The sequence below is a fragment of the Microbacterium sp. JZ31 genome (assembly GCF_016805985.1).
Classification (GTDB): Bacteria; Actinomycetota; Actinomycetes; order Actinomycetales; family Microbacteriaceae; genus Microbacterium.
In genome coordinates, this window is the sequence record NZ_CP017661.1 from 713,586 (window position 1) to 733,665 (window position 20,080).

Consider the following 20,080-nt stretch of genomic DNA (forward strand, 5'->3'; position numbering starts at 1 on the left):
GTCAGCTGCCTCCGAGGCTCTGGTTGCTCCAGCGGGCGAGTCGTCGGGAGACGACGAGCACCGCGATGACGATGACGGCGCTCACGAGCGTCAGGAAGGTCGAGATCGCGGCGAGTTCGGCGTACGACCCGTTCTGATAGATCTCGAGGATGCGGAAGCCGATCACGTTGTTGCGGGTCCCGGCAAGGATCGCGGATGCGGTCAGATCGCCGATCATCCGGACGAAGAGCATCGCCCAGCCGAGGATCAGGGCGGGCATCATCAGCGGCAGGTATATCCGCAGCACGGTTCGGGTTTCGCCGGAGCCCGCGACGCGAGCGGCCTCCGGCAGCTCCTTGCCGATCTGCGCCACGGCCGTGTCGGCGCTCACCGAGGCCTGCGGGATGTAGAGCGCGAGGTAGGCCCCCACCATGATGACCGCGGTGCCACCCAGGCTGAACGGGGGCCCGGCGAAGGCGAGGACGAAGCCGACGGCGATGACGAGGTGCGAGAGCATCGCCGGGAACTTGATCGCGCCGTCGATGACCCGCGCGAGGCGACTGCGGGAGCGGATGATCCAGAGCGACGCGAACGCCACTGCCGCGATGCCGACGAGCGACCCGACGAGGCCGAAGGTCAGGCTGTTGGTGAGCGCCCTGCGTGTGGAGCGGTCCTCGAGGAGCGTGGAGAAGAAGGCGTCGAGGCGCAGACCCGACCAGTTGATGTCGAGCGTCCAGAACCCGTTCAGGGACACGATCAGAAGGGCCAGCAGCGGCGCGACGGTCGTCACGAAGATGTACATCAGAACCGCGGCCCTCACCCAGGGCCGCGCTCGTCCGAGCCGGATCCGGCTGGCGCGCTGTCCCTTGCCGCCGATCGTGGCGAACCTCCCACGCGCCAGCGTGCGGGACTGCAGCAGCCAGAACACGGCGACGAACGCGACGAGGATCAGGCTGAGTCCGATGGCGGCGCCGGTCTCTGCCGGGAAGGTGAAGTTGAGCAGGTGCACGATACGCGTCGAGAGGATGGGAATGTCGGCGCCGCGCCCGATGACGCTGGGGATCGAGAACAGGCCGAAGCTGCTCATCAGGATGAGCATGGTGCCGCCGAGCAGGCTCGGCAGCATGGCCGGCAGCGTGACGGTGCGGAGCGTGCGCAGCAGCGACGAGCCGCTCACCCGACTCTGCTCCTCGAGCGAGGGATCCATGTTCCGCAGCCCGGACGTGCACATCATGAACGCGTACGGCACCGCGTAGATGGTGTAGACGAGGATCAGCCCGTACCAGCTGTAGATGTCGAGCGGGCCCTGTTCGAGGTCCACGCCGAACACTCCCAGCAGCCAGCGCAGCATGCCGTTCAGGAAGCCGGCCGTGGGCGCCATGAGCAGCACCCAGCCGACCGATCCGGCGATCGGGGCAGCATGAACGGCAGCAGCGGCATCGCCTCGGTGACGAGGCCCATGCCGGCATCCGTGCGCTCATTGACCCAGGCGAGCACGGCGCCGATCACCAGTGCGAACACCGTGCTCACCGCGACGACGATGAGCGTGTTGCGCACGAGACCCGGGACGTCCTCCCTCGCCAGGGCATCGAGTATTCCGCTGCCTTCGCCGATCGCGCCGATCCCGACCGCCACGAGAGGCACGACGCCGAGCAGGCCCATCCCGACGGCCAGCGCGATGCTCGCCGCGGTGAGCGGCGTCGGCCGGCTTCGCGTCGGTCGCAGCGGCACCGCGCTCATCGGGATCGTCGCGTCGGTGGGCGGTGGCGCGGGGGAGGGTGACAGCGTCGTCGAGGTCATGATTCCCGTCTTCGTCGAGGGGTATGCCGTACATGAAAGCTAACGAGCGGTCATGAGAGTGTCAACTGTTGCTCGTCGTCGCCGTGACCCGTACGGGCACCGAGGTGTGTCCGATCTCCGGCATCCGTGCGTGCTGGAACGGGCCTTGCGCGGTGAAGGATGTCGTCGCTGCAAGGAGCTCCTCGACGGCGATGCGCAGGGCCATACGGGCGAGCGGCATCCCCACGCATCGGTGGCGGCCTCGGCCGAAACCGAGGTGGTGGGCGATGTTGGGTCGGTCGAGCATGAACCTGTCGGGATCGGGGAACTCCTGCGGGTCGCGGTTCGCCGCGGCGTACACGAGCGTCACGGGCACACCCGGAGGAATCGCGCGCCCATGCAGCTCGATGGGGTGGGACACGGTGCGGGCGAAGCCGCGGTACGGCGTATAGAGGCGCACGAACTCCTCGACCGCGGCGGGAATGAGGGCCGGATCGGCGCGAAGCCGGTGTTGCAGCTTCGGGTCGTCCGAGAGATGGCGCAGCATCGAGCCGAGCAGGATCGGTGGTGCGACCATGCCGACGACGAGACTCTGCCGCAGGCAGCCGACCAGGTGCTCCTCCGGCAGCGGCTCGCCGTCCAGCCGCTCGGCGAGCAGCGAGCTCGCCGGATCGAGTTCGACATCCATGGGGGTCCGTCGGCGCCGGGCCACGAGGGCGCGCGCGATGTCGTACATCCGCTCGCTCATCTCCGTCACGGTCGATGCGTCCTGCAGTCGCCAGGCGGTGACCCAGCGGAAGGAGGTCTCGGCGAGCAGCGGCGCCGTGTCGGGCTCGAGGTTCAGCCACTCGGTCGTCACCCAGGCGGGGAAGTGCACGCCGAAGCCCGTGGCGATGTCGCCCTCTCCAGCCTCGAGCAGAGGTCGCAGACACTCGCGAGCGTGCCTGCGCAGCGGAGTCTCGAGGCGCTCCAGCCGGGCACGCTGCAGTGTGCGATCCAGGGCGCGACGGTACGGAGTGTGCGCGGGGGCGTCGAAGTTCAAGGGCGGGCGGCGCAGGCCGCGCGGGTCGCTCGGCACGACCGCGCGGACCGACGATATGAAGGTCTGCGGGCTGGATGCCGCGTCGCGCACGTCCTGAAAGCGGGTCAGGGCGTAGAAGCCGCCGTAGGCGGAGGAGTACGCGACGGGACACTCCTCCCGCAGGCGGGCGTACATCCGATGAGATTCCTCGGGGTCGTCCGTCTCGGTCGGGTCGAAGTCGTCCCGCATGCTGGCTCCCGCCTCGTGTCGCCGCCATTGGCCACATTCAGCGTGTCGGGCGTCCCTGAGTCTGTCAACTATCCGAGCGTTCGGGGTCGAGCGTCTCTCGGCCCGAAGTGGCGCCCCTGCCGTGTGGGCGGGCCTCAGTCCGGGAAGGCGAGCCGGAACAGCAGATCGCGCAGCGTCGTCTGCTCGCCGGGGTCGAGGACCGACAGGATGTCGCTCTCGGCGGCGGCGACCGCGGCCTCGGCGCGGGCGTGAATTCGGCGGCCCTCGGGCGTCGCCACCACGACCTTCGCGCGCCTGTCGTTCGGATCGGGCTCGCGTGCGACGAGCTCACGCTGCTGCAGGTCGTCGACGAGGGCGACGACCTGGCTGGGGTCGAGGCGGAGGTATTCGGCGATGTCGCGCTGGGAGAGGCGCGCCTCGGAGACGGCCAGCGCGAGGACCGTGTAGGACCGCACCCGCAGGCCGTGCTCCCCGAGCGCGGCGTGCGCGGCGGTGAGCGAGTTGGCATTGGCTCGGGCCAGGAGGAAGGCGGTATCGCTCAGCAGTGGCCCTCCGGTGCGCAGGTCGCTCGTCATGACCCGACTCTAACAATATGGACGGAATCAATCGTTGACATTCTCAAGGATTTGCGATTGCCTGGTCCTCGATCGAAGGAGATGCACATGACGCTCACCGGCAAAGTCGCCATCGTCACCGGATCGGGTCGCGGGCTCGGTCTCGCGTACGCGCAGGAACTCGCCCGGCAGGGGGCGTCCGTCGTCGTCAACGACGTGGACGAGGCCACGGCCGTCGCGGCTGTCGACTCGATCACGCAGGCCGGCGGCACCGCCACCGCGGTCGTCGCGCCGGTCGGTCCGACGCAGACAGCGACACAGCTCGTCGACGCCGCGTTCGACACGTACGGGCGACTCGACATCGTGGTCACGAACGCGGGCGTGCTGCGCGACACCGTGCTGTGGAAGATGAGCGACGAAGACTTCGACACGGTCATCGGCGTCCACCTGCGCGGCACCTTCACGGTCGTCCGCGAGGCCGCCATCCGCCTCCGCGAACAGGGCCAGGGCGGCCGGATCATCACGATCGGCTCGCCCACGGGACAGCGCGGCAACTTCGGTCAGACCAACTACGCCGCCGCCAAGGCCGGGATCGTCGGCATGGTGCGCACCTGGGCGCTCGAGCTCAAGAAGGCGGGAATCACGGTGAACACGGTCATCCCGGTCGCCGCCACCGCCATGACCGCGACCGTGCCCTACTTCGCCGCGGCCGTCGAGGCCGAGGAGAAGGGCGAGCCGATGCCGGCGTTCTTCCGCCATGACCTCGGCTTCGGCACCGCCTCCGACGTCGCGGGCCTCGTCGCCTACCTCGCCTCCGACTCCGCGGCCGGTGTCACGGGCCAGGCCATCGGCGTGGGCGGCGACCGCCTGCAGCTGTGGTCGCACCCCGAGCCCGTCTCGACGGCATACCGCGAGGGGGGCTGGACCTACGACGCGCTCGTGGAGTCGTTCGAGGCCGAGGCGGGCGACCTGCAGTCGGTAGGAGAGACGTTCCCGCCGCTTCCCGAGGACCTGAAGCGGGGCTGACGGTCGTGACCCGCTACGAGCCGGCGATCGACCTCGCGCAGATCGAGGCCATCGACACGCACGTGCACATCGAGGTCGATGCGCACGGGCACTCGTCGCTGCCGGCCGATCTGCAGGAGGCCGCGAGCCGCTACTTCCGCACCGACGGCCCGCGTCCGGACCTCGACGCGATCGCCGAGTACTACCGCGAGCGCCGGATGGCGGCGGTCGTCTTCACGGTGGATGCGACGACGAACCTCGGCCAGGCGCCGATCTCGAGCACCGACATCGCCGAGGGGGCTGCGCGCAACAACGACGTCCTGATCCCGTACGGCTCGGTCGATCCGCTCCGCTCGGACGCGCTCGACGCGACCCGCCGGCTGCTCGAGGAGAGCGGGGTGCGCGGTTTCAAGTTCCACCCCACCGTGCAGGGCTTCTCGCCCGACGACGAGCGCTTCTTCCCGCTCTACGCCGCGCTGGAGGAGGCGGGCGTGCCCGCGCTGTTCCACACGGGCCAGACGGGGATCGGCGCGGGCATGCCGGGCGGCCGCGGACTGCGCCTCGCGCTGTCGAATCCCATGCTGCTCGACGGCGTGGCGGCATCGTTCCCCGGGCTGCAGATCGTGATGGCGCATCCGTCCGTGCCGTGGCAGGACGAGGCGCTCTCGGTCGCGACCCACAAGCACTCGACGTGGATCGACCTGTCCGGCTGGAGCCCCAAGTACTTCCCGGCCGAGCTCGTGCGCTACGCCAACACGGTGCTGAAGGACCGGATCCTGTTCGGATCCGACTTTCCGCTGCTGACGCCGGACCGGTGGATCCGCGACGCCGAGGCGGCGCAGACGTTCAAGCCCGAGGTGCTGCCGGGGATCATGAAGCACAATGCCGCGCGCCTGCTGGGACTGACATGACCGGCCCCGAACCGGACGTCGTGCTGGATCGCTACGGCTTCGTCGATCGCCACCTGAGCGACGCCGCCCGCTCGGTGTTCTCGGGCCTGGCGGGCACGCTCGCCCGCGACGTCGTGCCGCTCATGGCCGACGCATGGGAGCGGGCCGTGATGCCGGATGCGGTGCTCGACGCGCTCGTCCCGCTGCGGCTCATGGACCCCGACGGCGTGACGCCGGGCGAGGCCGACTCGAGCATGTTCTCGGGTTTCCGCTGCTTCACCCTCGCGCGCGCCGACGTGTCGGTCGCAACGCTGTACACGGCGCAGGCGGGCCTGTTCCGCACCACGATCCGGTTCGGCGGCTCCGCGGAGCAGGCGGCGCAGTGGGATCGCCTCGTGAGGTCCTTCGCGATGCGTGGCGTGTTCTGCCTGACCGAGCCGGAGCACGGCTCGGACATCGCCGGCGGTCTCGCGACCCGCGCTCGCCGCGAGGGCGACGACTGGATCATCGACGGCGAGAAGCGCTGGATCGGCGCGGCCGACCGCGCCGACGTCCTCGCGGTGTTCGCGCGCGACGAGGCCGACGGGCAGGTCAAGGGCTTCCTCGTCGACCGCGAGGCCGAGGGCGTGGATGTCGGCCTCATCTCCGGCAAGGTCTCGCTGCGGCCCGTGCAGAACGCGCACATCACGCTGCGCGGCGTGCGCGTGAAAGAGGAGCGGCGCCTGCACGGCGTGAACTCGTGGCGCGACGTCGCGGCGCTTCTGCGGCGCATGCGCTCGGACGTCGCGTGGCTCGCGACCGGTCTGCAGGCGGGCGCCCTCGACGCCGCCGTCCGGTACACGACGCAGCGCGCGCAATTCGGCCGCCCGCTCGGCGGCTTCCAGCTCGTGCAGGAGAAGCTCGCCCGCATGCTCGGCAACGTCACCTCATCGCTCGCGCTCGCCGTGTCACTCTCGGCGAACCAGGACGCCGGCGTCTGGAGCGACGAGAACTCGGCGCTGGCGAAGATGGTCACCGCCGAGCGCGCCCGCGAGACGGCCGCGCTGGCACGCGAGGTGCTGGGCGGCAACGGACTGCTGCTCGAGCACGACGCCGCCCGCTTCTTCGCCGACGCGGAGGCCGTCTACTCGTACGAGGGAACGCACGAGATCAACGCCCTCATCGTCGGACGCTCGCTTACGGGCGCATCCGCTTTCGTCTGAACGCCATCCCCAGGAGGAGAACATGCCCACGACCGCCACCTTCGATGAGCTCACCTCGCTCGCCGGCCGCGACCTCGGCTGGACCGAGTGGGCCGAGATCGCGCAGGACCGGGTGAACACCTTCGCCGACGCTGTCGACGACCACCAGTGGATCCACACCGATCCCGAGCGCGCGAAGGACGGCCCCTTCGGCGGCGCGATCGCGCACGGCTTCCTCACGCTCTCGCTCGCCACGCGGTTCTGGAGCGAGCTGCTGGAGACCGAGGGCGTCACGACGAAGGTGAACTACGGCCTCGACAAGGTGCGCTTCATCTCGCCCGTGCCCGTCGGGTCCCGCGTCCGGATGAACGCCGTGATCGCGGAGGTCGAGGAGGTCAAGGGCGGCGGCGTGCAGTTCACCGTCGACCAGACGTTCGAGATCGAGGGCTCCGAGCGCCCCGCGGTCGTCGCCCGAGGGCTGTACCGCTTCTACCGCTGACACCGCGGCCGTCCTCCGGTCCGCCTCAACGACGAGGAACGACATGACCTACCCGGGAATCGGATCCTGGCCATCCATCCGCCGCCTGCGCACGCCGGACAAGACGGCGCTGGTCTTCGGCGAGACGCGCCTGACGTATCGCGAGTTCGCCGATGCCGCCGACCGGATCGCGTCGATGCTCACCGTGATGGGCGTGGGCAAGGGCGACGCCGTGGCGTACATCGGCGAGAACAGCCCCGCGTTCCTGATGACGCTGTTCGGCGCCACCCGGATCGGCGCCGTGTTCGTGCCGGTCAACACGCGACTCGCGCCGCCCGAGGTGACGCACGTGCTCACCGACAGCGGCGCGCGCGTGCTGATCTACGACACGGAGCTGTACGACAAGGTCGCCCCCGGGATCGAGGCGGCGGGCGTTGCGCACGTCATCCCGACCGGCGAGGGCGACGGGGTCGATCCCGGTCTCGACCGGCTCGCGGCGGTGGCGACCCAAGCGCCCCCGGCCGTCGACGTGACGCCGGACGACCCGGCCGTGTACATGTACACGTCGGGGACGACGGGGCGGTCGAAGGGCGCCGCGCTCACGCACGAGAACCTCACGTTCGTCGCGCTGAACTGCGTGCTCGACTACGACCTGCTCTCGAATGAGGTCGCCCTGCTGATCTCGCCCCTCTTCCACGCGGCGGCGCTCGGCATGGGCGCGCTGCCGATCGTGCTCAAGGGCGCGACGATGGTGCTCGAGAAGGGGTTCGAGCCGGGACGCGCACTGGCGCTCATCCAGCGCCACGGCATCACGATGCTGAGCGGCGTCCCCACGACCTACCAGCTCATGGCCGACCACCCCGACTGGGCGTCGACCGAGCTGTCGACGCTGCGCCGGCTGACGTGCGGCGGATCGGCCGTTCCCACGCGCATCCTCGACGTGTACGAGGAGCGCGGGCTGCACTTCACCCAGGGGTACGGCATGACGGAGACCTCGCCCGGCCACACCGCGCTGCCTGCGGACCGCACGCGCGAGAAGCAGGGCAGCGTCGGGCTGCCGCACTTCTTCTCGAGCGTGCGCATCGCGGGCGAGGACGGCGCGCTGCTGCCGCCCGGCGAGGTGGGGGAGATCGAGGTGCTCGGCCCGAACGTGTTCCCCGGCTACCTGCACCTGCCCGAGGCGAACGCGCAGTCGTTCCGCCCCGACGGCTGGTTCCGCACCGGCGACATGGGCTACCTCGACGAGGAGGGCTACCTGTTCATCTCGGACCGCCTGAAGGACATGATCATCTCGGGCGGCGAGAACATCTATCCCGCCGAGGTCGAGAACCACCTGTTCGACATCGGCGGCGTCACGGGCGCCGCCGTGATCGGCGTGCCGGACGAGAAGTGGGGCGAGGTCGGCTGGGCCGTACTGACCGTGCGCGACGGCGCCGAGGTCACGACCCAGACGGTGCAGGATCACCTGACCGGCCGGATCGCGCGCTACAAGATCCCCAAGAACGTCGTGATCGTCGACGAGCTGCCGCGCACCGCCTCCGGCAAGGTCCGCAAGGCCGATCTGCGCGCGCGCTTCGCCGGGCGCCCGGAGATCGTGCACCCGACCGGCACCGCCATCCCGTGGCAGACGGAGACGATCCGCACGGCGTCGAGGGGCCGCTGACCCGAGGCGGCCTCCTTCCAGCTCGCCCGCAACGGTGCGGGTGTGAACCCTCGACGAGGAGGAGTCATGAAGAGAAGGAACAGGGCGTCCATCGCCCTGGCGGCTGCGGCCGCACTGCTGCTGGCGACGCCGCTGGCGGCTGTGGCGCACGGCGGGCACGGCGGGCACGGCGATCCCGACCGCGCCCGGCCGGGCACCCTGCGCGAATGCGAGACCCTCACGGGCTTCGGGTTCGAGCAGACGACCGTCACGCTCGTCCGGCGGGTTCCCGCCGGGGAGGTGACCCACGCTGGCGTGCCCGTGGGCGAGCACTGCCTCGTGCAGGGCCGCATGAACGAGCGCACGAGCCCGGTCGACGGACAGGACTACGCGATCGGCTTCGAGATGCGTCTGCCCGTGAAGTGGGCCGGACGCTTCCTGCACCAGGGCAACGGCGGCATGGACGGCAGCGTCTCACCCGCCGTCGGGTCGTTCACCGGCGGCCAGCTGCGCAACGGCCTTCAGCAGGGGTTCGCGATCCTCAGCTCGGACGCCGGCCACTCCGGGGCGCAGAATCCGCTGTTCGGCCTGGATCCGCAGGCGCGGCTCGACTACGGATACCAGGCCGTCGGCACGCTCACGCCGATGGCCAAGGCGCTCGTCACGGCGGCCTACGGACGCGCCGCCGACACGTCGTACTTCGCGGGCGGCTCGAACGGCGGACGCCACACCATGGTCGCCGCCGCGCGGTACGCCGACGAGTACGACGGCTTCCTCGCGATCGCGCCGGGATTCAACCTGCCGCAGGCCGCCGTCGCACAGGTGTGGGGCGCGCAGCAATGGAACACGGTGGCGACCACGCCGGGCGACCTGAAGACCGCCTTCACGGCGGCGGAGCGTCGCACCGTCGCGAACGCGATCCTCGCTCGCTGCGACGGCCTCGACAGGCTCACGGACGGCATGGTGCAGGACAGCGCAGCCTGCCAGCGGGCCTTCGACGTCAAGCGCCACGTGCCCACCTGCGCGGACGAGCGTGATGGCACGTGCCTCACCCCCGCGCAGAAGCGCGTGATCCAGACGGTGTTCGCCGGGGCGAAGACGTCCAGTGGGAAGCGCATCTACGCATCCTTCCCGTTCGATGCGGGCATCGCGAACAGCGACTGGGCCACGTGGGAGCTGACGCTCAGCGCGCTGCTGGATCCCATGGCGGTGGGCTTCGTGTTCTCCTCGACGCCGGAGAGCCCCGGCATCCTCGCGAACATCGGCCAGTACGCGCTGTCGATGGACATCGACGCCAAGGCGAAGGACATCTACCGCTCTGGCGGCATCTACACCGAGAGTGCGATGCAGTTCATGACGCCGCCCGAGCCGACCGAGCTCGACGAGTTGCGCGACAGCGGCGGCCGGCTGATCGTCGCGCACGGCGCGTCCGACGCGGTGTTCAGCGCGGACGACACGGCCCGCTGGTTCGAGCAGCTCGACCGCGAGAACCGGAACAAGGCCGAGCGGTTCGCGCGGTACTTCGAGGTGCCGGGCATGGGACACGTCAGCGGCGGCGTCGCGACCGACCAGTTCGACGGGCTCGGCGCGATCGTCGCATGGGTCGAGCAGGGCAAGGCGCCCGACCGGCTCATCGCCTCGGCTCGCGGCGCCGGCAACCCCGGCGGCGTGAACCCCGAGGTGCCCGCCTCCTGGTCGCCGGATCGCACGCGCCCGCTGTGCGTGTACCCCCTCGTCGCCCGCTACGTCGGCGGCGACCCCGAGTCGGCGGCGAGCTTCGCGTGCAAGCCGAGCTCGGGCGGCGGCCACGGCGGCCGCTGATCGTGCCCTGAGCGGGGCGGCGCGCCGAGCGCGCCGCCCCGCTCAGCCCGCCGGCGCGAGGTAGGCGTCGGCCCAGGCGGCGATGATGCGGGCGACGCGGGCCGCGTGTCCCCTGCCCGTCAGGAAGTGATCGGTGCCGTCGAGGTCGATGAAGCTGCGCGGGTGATGCGCGGCGAAGAAGATGTCCTGCGCGTGGCGGATCGGCACCATCGCGTCGTCGGGGGAGTGCAGGATGAGCAGCGGCTTGCGCAGGCGTTCGATCACGTCCTCGAGGTCGGTGCGGCGCAGGTCCTCGACGAAGCCGCGACGCAGCGTGAGCTCGCGGCCGCCGACCCGCCACTCCGCCTCGCCCTCCGCCATGACGAGGTCCACGACGTGCTCGAAGTTGTGCTCGGCGTGCTTCGGCTCGTACGGCGCGCCGACCGTCGCGACCGCGCGGATGTCGGGGCACTGCTCGGCGGCGGCCAGCACGGCGGCGCCGCCGAACGAGTGCCCGACGAGCAGCGAGGCCGGTGTGCCGCGCTCGGCCATGAACCGCGTGGCGGCGACGGTGTCGGCGACCTTGAGCGAGAAGGAGCTGTCGGCCCAGTCGCCACCCGAGTCGCCCAGACCGAGATTGTCGAACCGGAGCATCCCGATCCCGCTCGCCGCCAGCGCCTTCGAGATGCGTGACGCGGCGGGGGAGTCCTTGCCCAGGGTGAGGCCGTGGCTGAACACGCCCCAGCCGCGCACCTCGCCCTCGGGCACCTCGAGCGCGCCTGTCAGCATGGGTCCGGACGTCGACGGGAACTGCACCTGCTCGCTCATGAGCTTCATCGTGCCAGCCGGACGCGGTCGCCGCGGGGTGTGGGCCCGCCACGCGAGAGAGGTCAGACCAGGAGCTGGTGCCTCGCGAGGTCGCGGTACAGCGGCACGGATTCCACGAGCTCGGAGTGCGTGCCCTCGCCGATCACCTCGCCGCGATCCAGCACGACGATGCGGTCGCTGTCGATCACGGTCGACAGGCGATGCGCGATCACCAGCAGGGTCCGGCCCTCGGCGACCGCATCGATCGCGTCGCGCATCAGCTGCTCGTTGAGCCCGTCGAGCGACGACGTCGACTCGTCCAGCAGCAGGATCGGCGGCGCGGCGAGCAGCGCACGTGCGATCGCGAGCCGCTGCCGCTCGCCGCCGGACAGCATCACGCCGTCCTCGCCCACCGGGGTGTGGATACCCGTCGCCGACCGATCGATCACTCCGCCCAGGTTCACGGCGCGCAGCACGCGCTCGCACTCGGAATCGGAGGCATCGGGCGAGGCGAGCCGCAGGTTGTCGGCGATCGTGCCCGCGAGCGTGGGGGCGTCCTGCTCGACGTAGCCGAAGCGGGCGCGCAGCTCGTCGCGGGACAGCTCGCGAACGTCCTGCCCGTCCAGCTCGATCCGGCCGGCGGTCGGGTCGTAGAAGCGCTCGAGCAGCGACAGGATCGTCGACTTGCCCGCGCCGCTCGGGCCCACGAGCGCGACGCGCGACCCGCGAGGCACCTCGAACGAGACGCCGCGCAGGACCTCCCCGACGCGCTCGTCCTGCATCGCGTCGTCGAGCGGCACGTGCGCGTCCAGGGCCTCCTGCTTCGCGCGCTCGCGCGCGGCGACGGCCGCCTCGGGGTAGCGGAACCGGACGTCGCGGAACGCGATCGCCGGAGCGCCCGCGACGGGCGCGGCGGCGCGCGGGGCGGTGTCGACGGCGGTCTCCTCCGGGAGGTCGAGGATCTCCTGGATGCGGCCGAGCGCGCCCAGTGCCTGGCCCACGCTCGAGATGGCGCCGAAGGCCGACGCGAGCGGCATGATCATGAGGAACAGGAACATCACGAACGTCACGAGGCTCGCGACCTCGACCGCGCCCGAGGCGACGCGATAGCCGCCGACGCCCAGCACGACGAGGATCGACGCCTGCAGCGCGACACCCGCGATCGGCACGACGAGCGCCGACGCCTTCGCGACCTCGACGCCGGCCTCGTACGCCTCGTCCGCCTTCTGCGCCACGGCGCGCTCCTCGCGGCCCGCCGCGCCGGCGGCGCGGATCGTCCGCACGGCGCCGATCGCGCGCTCGATGCCGCTCGTGAGCTCGCCCACGCGCTCCTGCTGCCGTGCCGTGGCGCGGCGCATCCGGCCGCTCAGCGACACGACCGCGACGACGCTGATCCCCAGTACTCCGACGATGCTGAGCAGCAGGATCGGGTCGATGATCAGCATCGCGATCAGCGCGCCCACGAACAGCAGCGTGTTGCCGACGCTGTCGGCCAGACCCTGCGTGAGCACCGCGTAGAGCATCGTCGTGTCGGTGCCGACGCGCGAGACGAGGTCGCCCGTGCGGCGCGCGTCGAACTCCGAGATCGGCAGGCGCAGGATGCGGGCGATCAGGCGACGCCGGCTCGAGAGCACGACCGCGGTGCCGGTGCGCTGCAGCAGGAAGTGCTGGTACGCGCCCACCGCGGACGACACGATCACGAGCGCGACGAGCGCCCACACCAGCGCACCGAGCGGGACGCTCTCCTGCACGCGGGCGATGACCTCGCCGATCAGGGTCGGCTGCACGAGCGTCGTGACGGCCTCGACCACGCTCAGGATCGAGACCCACACGAGCACGCGCTTGTGCTCGAACACGAACGGCAGCAGCTGCCGGAAGGTCGCGCGCGGCCCCTCCTGCGTCTGCGGCCGGGCGAAGGGGTTGCGGCGTCGTGCGGGGGCGTCGGACATGCTGCTCACTTCCGGCCGAACTTCTTGTGCGCGGCCTGCTTGGTGATCCCGAGCGCGGTCGCGATGGCCTCCCACGAGTACCCGTTCACGCGGGCGCGACGCACCTGGGCCTCCTCGGCCCGGCTCAGCTCGCGGCGCTGCTCGGCGATCCGGAACAGCTCGCCGATCGGCTCGTCGGGATCCGTCGCCTGTGCGGTGTCGACCATGTCGTCAACTCTAGTTGACGTCTGGCCGTGCGGCAAATCGTCTCGCCCACGACAAGGCGGGTGGTGGCGCGCCGCGCGCGCCACCACCCGCCCGGGACGGCGTCAGTGCGCCATCGCCTTGAGCGCCTCCTCGTCGAGCGTGGCGATCGCGTGCGTGTCCTGGAAGTCCCGGACGCCCTCGATGCCCTGCTCGCGGCCCATGCCCGACTGCTTCACGCCGCCGAACGGGGCGCGCAGGTCGAGGCGATTCGCGCCGTGGTCGTTGATCCACACGTAACCGCACTGCAGGCGCGAGCCGATGCGCTGCGCGGTCTCGGGGCTCGACGTCCAGACCGAGCCGCCGAGGCCCGCCCACGTGTCGTTCGCCGCGGCGATCGCGTCGTCCTCGGAGTCGAACGGGATGAGCGGGATCACCGGGCCGAACTGCTCCTGCGTCACGACGCGCAGCGACGGATCCGGATCGATCACGAGCGCGGGACGGAGGAAGTTGCCTCCCGCCAGGTCTCCTTCCGGCAGCTCGCCGTACTCGCGCACGTCGGCACCGGAGTCCTTGGCCTCCTGGATAATCTCCTCGACGAACGCCTTCTGCGCCGGCTGGTGCAGCGGGCCCATCGTGGTCCCCTCGTCGAGGCCGTAGCCGATCACGACCTTCTGCAGGCGCGCCTCGAGAGCCGCGACGAGTTCGTCGAGACGCGAGCGGTGCACGTAGACGCGCTTCGCGTTCATGCAGATCTGGCCCGTGGTGTCGTAGATCGCGCCGAACAGGCGGTCGACGTGCGCGTCGTCGAGGACCGCGTCCTCGGCGATCACGGCCGCGTCGTTGCCGCCGAGCTCGAGCGTCACGCGGGTCAGCGTCCTGGACGCCATCTCCATCATCCGCTTGCCGCCGTTGACGCTTCCCGTGAACGACAGCTTGGCGACGTCCGGGTTGTCGATCAGGGCGGACATGTTCTCGTCCTTGCCCGTGACGACGTTCAGCACGCCCGCGGGGAGCTTCGCCGCGACGCGCTGCACGAGCCGCGCCGTGGCGAGCGGGGCGGATGCCGGCGGCTTCACCACGACCGTGTTGCCCGCCAGCAGCGCGTTCGGCAGCGCCGCCCCGAGGATCGCGATGGGCCAGTTGAACGGCACGATGATCGACACGACGCCCAGCGGCGAATGCTTCACCTGCGTCGTGACGGGGATGCCGGGGGCCGGAGCGAGCGTGGTGCCCTCGTCGACCTGGTCGGCGACGCCGAGGGTGACGTTCCAGCGGATCTCGAACACGAGCGCGTCGATCCACGCCTCCATCCGGATCTTGCCGTTCTCCTGCGACAGGATCGCCGCGTCGGTGTCGCGGTCGTCCGCGATCCCCGCGATCGCGTCGGCCATCCTCGCCGCGCGCTCCTGCGCCGACAGCGCGGCCCACGCGGGGAAAGCGGCCTTCGCCGCCGCGACCGCGGCCGCCACGTCCTGCGGCGTCGCCGACGCGGCCTCGCCCACGATCACCCCGGGCTTGCCAGGGTCGGCGATCTTCACGACCTCGTCGGTGAACCGCTCCTCTCCGCCGATGAACAGGCCGGTGCGGACGGCCGCCTCCGCGGCCTCGCCGACCTCGGTGTCCGACGCCTCGCCGGATGCGGCGTCCGTGCTGACGACCGCGTTCTCGATATCCGTCATGTGATCACTCACCTCTCTGTGTGTGCTGCTTCTGTGGGGGCTGCGGGCAGGGCGCCCGCGGGGTTCGCTGGCGCGGGGGCGTCAGAGAGTCGGGTCTCGCGTTCAGTGTGAGCCACGATCGGATCGGAGACAATATCGTCGCCAAGATCCGTCGCGGTGCCGGCGCGCGCCGCGTCCGAGGCGCCGCTGTCGGAGCCGTTCGCGCGGGCGAGGCGCGCCGCGCGGCGACCGGGGGCGCTCGCCGCCCATCCGGCGCGGATCACGCGCACGGCGTCGTCCGCGAGGTGCAGACCGTCGATGTACGGCGCGCGCCAGATCGCGAGCGCGTCGCGCGCGGGCGGGGGCAGGATCGCGGCGGAGAACGCCTCGACGCCCCAGCGTCCCTCGTAGCCGAGGTCGAGCGCGTCGTGCACCACGTCCGCGACGACCACCGCGCCGCGCGACAGCCGGCCACGGCCGGACTGCCCGAGCTCGAGGAACGACAGCCGGGGGAGCGCTGTGCGAATCGCGGCCGCGATGTCCTCCTCCTCGACCGCCATGTGGAAGGTGTCGAGATGGATGCGCAGATGGGGGGAGCCGCTCGCCTCGGCGTAGGCCATCGCCTGCTCCGCCGTGTTGATCATCGCGGTCTCGTAGCGATTGAGCACCTCGAACACGAGCGCGATGCCGCGTTCGTGCGCGGCATCGGCCGCCTCGCCCACGGCGGCGGCGGACCGCTCCCACGCGTCGCGCGGCACCGCGGACGGCGACCGGCCGAACAGGCCGTACTGCACGCCGTTGAGCTGATCCGACCCCAGCTCCGCCGCGAGGTCGATCGCGCGGTGGAGCGCCCGCGATCCCGCGGCGCGGATCTCCGGATCGTCCGACGAGACGTCCGCGTCGGGCGACTGGCCGATGATCGGGATCGCCGACAGTCCGCGCGCCTCGCATCGCACCCGGAACCCGGCCGCGTCGAACGAGGCCGAATCGACGGGCGGCAGCACGATCCGCCGGAAGCCGCGGGCGGCGATGCCGTCGAGCGCGGCGGTGAGGACGTCGGACGCCGGGTCGGCGAGCACCACGTTGAGGTGGCATGCAACGTCGAGCTCGGCGGGCAGGCGACGGGGGACGGCGGACACGATCCGGGCTCCGATCAGAACACCGGCAGCTCGAGGCGCTGCTTGAAGACGGAGTAGCCGTCGTCCACGCTCACGACCGTGCCGTTGATCACGCGCGACTCGTCCGAGGCGAGGAACGCGACCACGTCGGCGATCTCCTCGGGCTCCGTGAGCTTCCCGCGCAGCTGCTCGGCCGCGAACGTCGCCCTCAGCTCGTCGCTGAACTGGTTGATGATGGGCGTCGCGACACGACCGGGCGTGATCGCGACCGCGCGGATGCCGTGCTCGGCGAGCTCGTAGGCCGCCGACCGCGTGAACGAGATCACGGCGGCCTTCGCGGCGCTGTAGGTGAACGACAGCTCCGCGGCCTGCTCGCCGTAGACCGAGGAGGTGCTGATGATCACCCCGCCCGTGCCCTGCTTCGCCATCTGCCGGCCGGCGGCGACGATGCCGTAGTAGACGCCGTTCTGATCGACGCGGATGATCCGCTCGTAGTCGGCTTCGGGATCGTGCTCGAGCAGCGGAGCGCCGCCCGCGATGCCGGCGTTGTTGAAGATCACGTGAACGGCGCCGAAGATCTCGACGGCCTTGGCCACCATCGCCTCGACGTCCTCGAACGCCGACACGTCCACCGACGTCGCGGCCGCCGCGCCGGGGAATCCGGCCTGCTCGGCCTCCGCCACCACCTGCTCGGCGCGGGCCAGGTCGATGTCGGCGACGAGGACCTTGGCGCCCTCGCGGATGAACTTGTGCACCGTGGTGCGTCCGATACCGCTCGCGCCGCCGGTGATGATGGCGACCTTGCCGTCAAGTCTCATGGGAACTCCTTCGATTGGTGTGTCGTGCGGTTGAGGTGCCGGGGGAGGCGGGATGCGCCTCCCCCGGCGGTCAGAATGCGGTGTGGGACAGCGCGACCGCGCCGCCGTCGACGGCGAGGATCGCCCCGGTCACGAAGGCGGAGGCCGGCGAGACGAGGAAGAGCATCGGTCCCTGGATCTCCGGCATCGTCCCCATCCGGCCGAGCGGGATGGTCGATGCCCATTCCGCCTCGAACTCCGGCGAGATCTCCGTCTTGCCGTCGCCGATCCGGGTGCCCTTGAAAGGACCCGGCGCGACGGCGTTCACGCGGATCCCGCGGGGCGCCAGCTCGAGCGCCGTCTGACGCACGAAGTTCAGGATCGCGGCCTTCGTCGCGACATAGGCGTACGACACCATCGGATCCGTGCGCATGCCCGCGGTCGAGGAGGTGACCAGGATGCGGCCGCCTTGCTCGAGCACGCGCGCCGCGGCCCGCACTGTCTCGAAGGTGCCGGTCAGGTTGGTCGCGACGACCTCGTCCCACTCCGCGTCGGCGTAGTCGGCAAGGCGCCCGTCGGCCCGGTAGCTCGCGCCGCCCGCGATGCCCGCGTTGGCGACGACGACGGTCGGCCGACCGACCTCGTCGACCACTCGCGCGAGCACCTCGTCCATCGCTCCCCGGACGGACACGTCCGCGACGAAGCCGTGCGCCGTGCCGCCCGCCGCGGCGATGGCCGAGACGACGTCGGTCACCCTGGCCTCGCTGCGCCCGAGGACGACGACCGTCGCGCCCGCGGCGGCGTACGCCTCGGCCGCGGCCTGGCCGATGCCGCTCGACGCTCCCGTCACGACGACGATGTCGCCGCGGAGGCTGAACAGGCCCGCGAGATCCGAGGCCGTCTGCAGTCCGGTGCTCATCCGTCGCCCGTCAGAGGGTCGGCTCGAACGCGTCGACGTTGCTGCGGTCGATGAGCTCGGCGGGCAGATCGATGAAGTTCTCCTCGGGCAGCGTCGCGCTGTCGCGGTAGTCGTTCATGATGTCGATCACCTGGTCGACGACCCCGATCCAGTCCTGCGCCATCGAGGCGTACATCGGGCCCTCCTTCTTGATCTCGACCGTCGTCTCCTCGAGCGCATCGACGCCCGTGACGAAGATGTCGTCACGCCCCGCCTCGTTGATGGCCTTCACGGCGCCGAGCGCGCCGTCATCCCAGCCCACCCACACGGCGTCCAGGCCGTCCGGGTTCGCCTGCAGGTAGTCCTGCACGAAGGTGAGCGCCTCGGTGCGGCCCGTGCCCGGGTTGAGCACCTGCTTCATCTCGCCGCCCGCGATGTTCGCGCCCCTCTCCTCGAACAGCTCGAGCGCGATGTTGCTACGGGTCTGGATGCCGATGTGCGGGTCGTGGCCGATGACCATGACGTCCTTGCCCTCGAGCGATCCGCCCACCGCCTCCTCGAGCGCTCCGACGGTCTCCTCGGCCATCTGCTGCTGGCTGAAGGTGACGTCCACCGCGTAGGCGTCGTTGGGCTCGACCCCGCCGTCGATCGAGAAGATCGGGATGCCGGCGTCGGCCGCCGCCTGCTCGATGACCGCGGTCTGGCGCGGGTCGGGGAAGCCGGCGAGGATCGCGTCCGCGCCGTTCGAGATCTGGTTCTGGATCTCGGTGGTGATCTCGTCGTAGTTGAACTCGCTGGTGTCGAGCGTCACCTCCCAGTTCTCCTCGGCGTTGCCGGCCTCGACGAAGTAGTCGAGCGTGAGCTTTCCGCCCGGCGTGCCGTATCCGGCCGTGAACGCGGCGACCTTGAAGACGCCGTCGTCGCCCATGCCGTTCTCCCTCGTCTCACCGCCGCCGGCGGCCGCGCCGCCCTGACCGGTGTCGACCGAGCAGCCGGCGAGTGCGGCGACGGCGAACAGGGCGACGCCGGCCGCCGCGAGGGGCTTGAGGATGGTGCGTGCGTGCATCGTGAACTCCTTTGTCTTGATGCGGTGATGCAGTGGGTGGGTCAGGTGTTCTTGTTCTTCAGCCCGGAGAGCAGGACGGCGCCGATGATGATCGCGCCGATCAGCACCTGCTGGATGTAGGTGTTGATGCCGACCAGGTTCAGGCCGTTCTGCACGACGCCGATGATCGCGACGCCGATCAGCGTGCCGCCGATGTTCGCCTGTCCCGAGCGCAGCAGCGTCATGCCGAGGAAGACCGCGGCGACCGCGAACATCATGCGGTCGTCCGCCGCGTGCGGGCCCGCGCTGCCGAGGCGGCTGACGAGCACGACGCCGGCGAGGGCCGACAGCCCGCCGGCCGCGACGAACGCGAAGAACCGGGTCGGGCGGACGTTCACGCCGGACAGCCGCGCGACCTCGGCATTGCCGCCGATCGCGTACCAGCGCCGACCCAGCGTCGTGAAGCGCAGGACCAGCCAGACGATGACGGAGATGAGCGTCGCGTAGATGACGGGGGCGGGGATGCCGTTGATGCGCATCTGGCCGACGATGTTGAACTCCTCGGCCCAGCCGTAGATGTTCGTGCCGTCGGTGATGAGCAGATTCAGGCCGCCGACCCCGGTCATCGTCGCGAGGGTCGCGACGAAGGCGGAGATGTTGAGGAAGGCGACGAGGAGGCCGTTGACGGCGCCGACCAGGATGCCGACCCCCACGCCGCCGAGGATGGCCACGGCGAGGTTCGAGCCGTCGACGAGCAGCGCGCCGGCCGTGGCTCCGCCGAGCGTCGCCGTCATGCCGACCGAGAGGTCGAAGTCGCCGACGACCATCACGATGGTCTGCGCGACCGCCACGATCGTGAGGATCGCGACGGCGTTGAGGATGTTGGTCAGGTTCGACGCGGAGGCGAACCGGCCGCCGCTCGCGATCGCGAACACGACGATCAGCACCACGAGCGCGACGATCGTGCTCGACTGCCAGATCAGCTGGGTGAAGCTCCTGCGGTCGGGGGCGACCGCCTGCACCGTGAGGGTCTCGGTCACCATC

Annotated in this window: 19 protein-coding genes; 6 read left to right on the plus strand and 13 right to left on the minus strand. The window is 70.8% G+C overall.

The features are described 5' to 3' along the window. Position 1: 1 nt before the first annotated feature. From BJP60_RS03485 to BJP60_RS03500, 4 genes are all read right to left on the minus strand, one after another. Positions 2-1,360 carry an ABC transporter permease gene (locus tag BJP60_RS03485; RefSeq protein ID WP_203137596.1) on the minus strand — a complete coding sequence of 453 codons (1,359 nt, stop codon included), beginning with the start codon at positions 1,358-1,360 and terminating at the stop codon, positions 2-4. After that, entirely contained in the window at positions 1,336-1,779 is a 444-nt protein-coding gene (locus BJP60_RS03490) for a hypothetical protein (protein WP_203137598.1), read from the minus strand. Before BJP60_RS03490 ends, BJP60_RS03485 begins: the two co-directional genes overlap by 25 nt. Positions 1,780-1,840: 61 nt before the next feature. Beyond that, positions 1,841-3,028 (minus strand): cytochrome P450, encoded by a 1,188-nt coding sequence (locus BJP60_RS03495; protein WP_203137600.1) that lies wholly within the window; start codon positions 3,026-3,028, stop codon positions 1,841-1,843. Positions 3,029-3,162: 134 nt separating this feature from the next. Beyond that, the gene (locus BJP60_RS03500; RefSeq protein ID WP_203137602.1) at positions 3,163-3,603 is read right to left on the minus strand and encodes a MarR family winged helix-turn-helix transcriptional regulator; all 441 of its coding nucleotides are present in this window, start codon (positions 3,601-3,603) and stop codon (positions 3,163-3,165) included. An 87-nt stretch (positions 3,604-3,690) separates the two neighbouring features. On the opposite strand from BJP60_RS03500, the gene BJP60_RS03505 reads away from it, so the two are divergent. The 6 genes from BJP60_RS03505 to BJP60_RS03530 all read left to right on the plus strand — a co-directional run bounded on the left by BJP60_RS03505 (position 3,691) and on the right by BJP60_RS03530 (position 10,599). Beyond that, positions 3,691-4,608, plus strand: a complete 918-nt coding sequence (locus BJP60_RS03505) for an SDR family oxidoreductase (RefSeq protein WP_203137604.1) — start codon at positions 3,691-3,693, stop codon at positions 4,606-4,608. Positions 4,609-4,613: 5 nt separating this feature from the next. Beyond that, positions 4,614-5,498, plus strand: a complete 885-nt coding sequence (locus BJP60_RS03510; RefSeq protein ID WP_238439537.1) for an amidohydrolase family protein — start codon at positions 4,614-4,616, stop codon at positions 5,496-5,498. Further along, entirely contained in the window at positions 5,495-6,679 is a 1,185-nt protein-coding gene (locus tag BJP60_RS03515) for an acyl-CoA dehydrogenase family protein (protein WP_203137605.1), read from the plus strand. Before BJP60_RS03510 ends, BJP60_RS03515 begins: the two co-directional genes overlap by 4 nt. Before the next feature lie 22 nt (positions 6,680-6,701). After that, positions 6,702-7,157, plus strand: a complete 456-nt coding sequence (locus BJP60_RS03520; protein ID WP_203137607.1) for a MaoC family dehydratase — start codon at positions 6,702-6,704, stop codon at positions 7,155-7,157. Between the two features lie 43 nt (positions 7,158-7,200). Then, the gene (locus BJP60_RS03525; RefSeq protein WP_203137609.1) at positions 7,201-8,799 is read left to right on the plus strand and encodes an acyl-CoA synthetase; all 1,599 of its coding nucleotides are present in this window, start codon (positions 7,201-7,203) and stop codon (positions 8,797-8,799) included. 66 nt (positions 8,800-8,865) lie between these two features. Then, positions 8,866-10,599: a tannase/feruloyl esterase family alpha/beta hydrolase gene (locus BJP60_RS03530; protein ID WP_203137611.1), complete on the plus strand. Its 1,734-nt coding sequence runs from the start codon at positions 8,866-8,868 to the stop codon at positions 10,597-10,599. Between the two features lie 42 nt (positions 10,600-10,641). On the opposite strand, the gene BJP60_RS03535 is transcribed toward BJP60_RS03530, so the two are convergent. The 9 genes from BJP60_RS03535 to BJP60_RS03575 form a co-directional block, all read right to left on the minus strand. Continuing rightward, entirely contained in the window at positions 10,642-11,406 is a 765-nt protein-coding gene (locus BJP60_RS03535; protein WP_203137613.1) for an alpha/beta hydrolase family protein, read from the minus strand. A 62-nt stretch (positions 11,407-11,468) separates the two neighbouring features. Continuing rightward, positions 11,469-13,334 (minus strand): ABC transporter ATP-binding protein, encoded by a 1,866-nt coding sequence (locus BJP60_RS03540; protein WP_203137615.1) that lies wholly within the window; start codon positions 13,332-13,334, stop codon positions 11,469-11,471. A gap of 5 nt (positions 13,335-13,339) precedes the next feature. Continuing rightward, positions 13,340-13,540 (minus strand): AsnC family protein, encoded by a 201-nt coding sequence (locus BJP60_RS03545; RefSeq protein ID WP_203137617.1) that lies wholly within the window; start codon positions 13,538-13,540, stop codon positions 13,340-13,342. A gap of 102 nt (positions 13,541-13,642) precedes the next feature. Then, a complete protein-coding gene (locus BJP60_RS03550) occupies positions 13,643-15,199 on the minus strand; it encodes an aldehyde dehydrogenase family protein (protein WP_203137619.1) in 1,557 nt (518 codons plus the stop codon). Between the two features lie 8 nt (positions 15,200-15,207). Beyond that, positions 15,208-16,317, minus strand: coding sequence for a sugar phosphate isomerase/epimerase family protein (locus BJP60_RS03555; RefSeq protein WP_203137620.1), 1,110 nt, complete (start codon positions 16,315-16,317; stop codon positions 15,208-15,210). A 14-nt stretch (positions 16,318-16,331) separates the two neighbouring features. Next, a complete protein-coding gene (locus BJP60_RS03560) occupies positions 16,332-17,114 on the minus strand; it encodes an SDR family NAD(P)-dependent oxidoreductase (RefSeq protein ID WP_203137621.1) in 783 nt (260 codons plus the stop codon). 70 nt (positions 17,115-17,184) lie between these two features. After that, positions 17,185-18,012 carry an SDR family NAD(P)-dependent oxidoreductase gene (locus tag BJP60_RS03565; RefSeq protein ID WP_203137622.1) on the minus strand — a complete coding sequence of 276 codons (828 nt, stop codon included), beginning with the start codon at positions 18,010-18,012 and terminating at the stop codon, positions 17,185-17,187. 10 nt (positions 18,013-18,022) lie between these two features. Next, entirely contained in the window at positions 18,023-19,057 is a 1,035-nt protein-coding gene (locus tag BJP60_RS03570; protein ID WP_203137623.1) for a sugar ABC transporter substrate-binding protein, read from the minus strand. 41 nt (positions 19,058-19,098) lie between these two features. Next, entirely contained in the window at positions 19,099-20,079 is a 981-nt protein-coding gene (locus BJP60_RS03575) for an ABC transporter permease (protein WP_203137624.1), read from the minus strand. Between the last annotated feature and the right edge of the window lies 1 nt (position 20,080).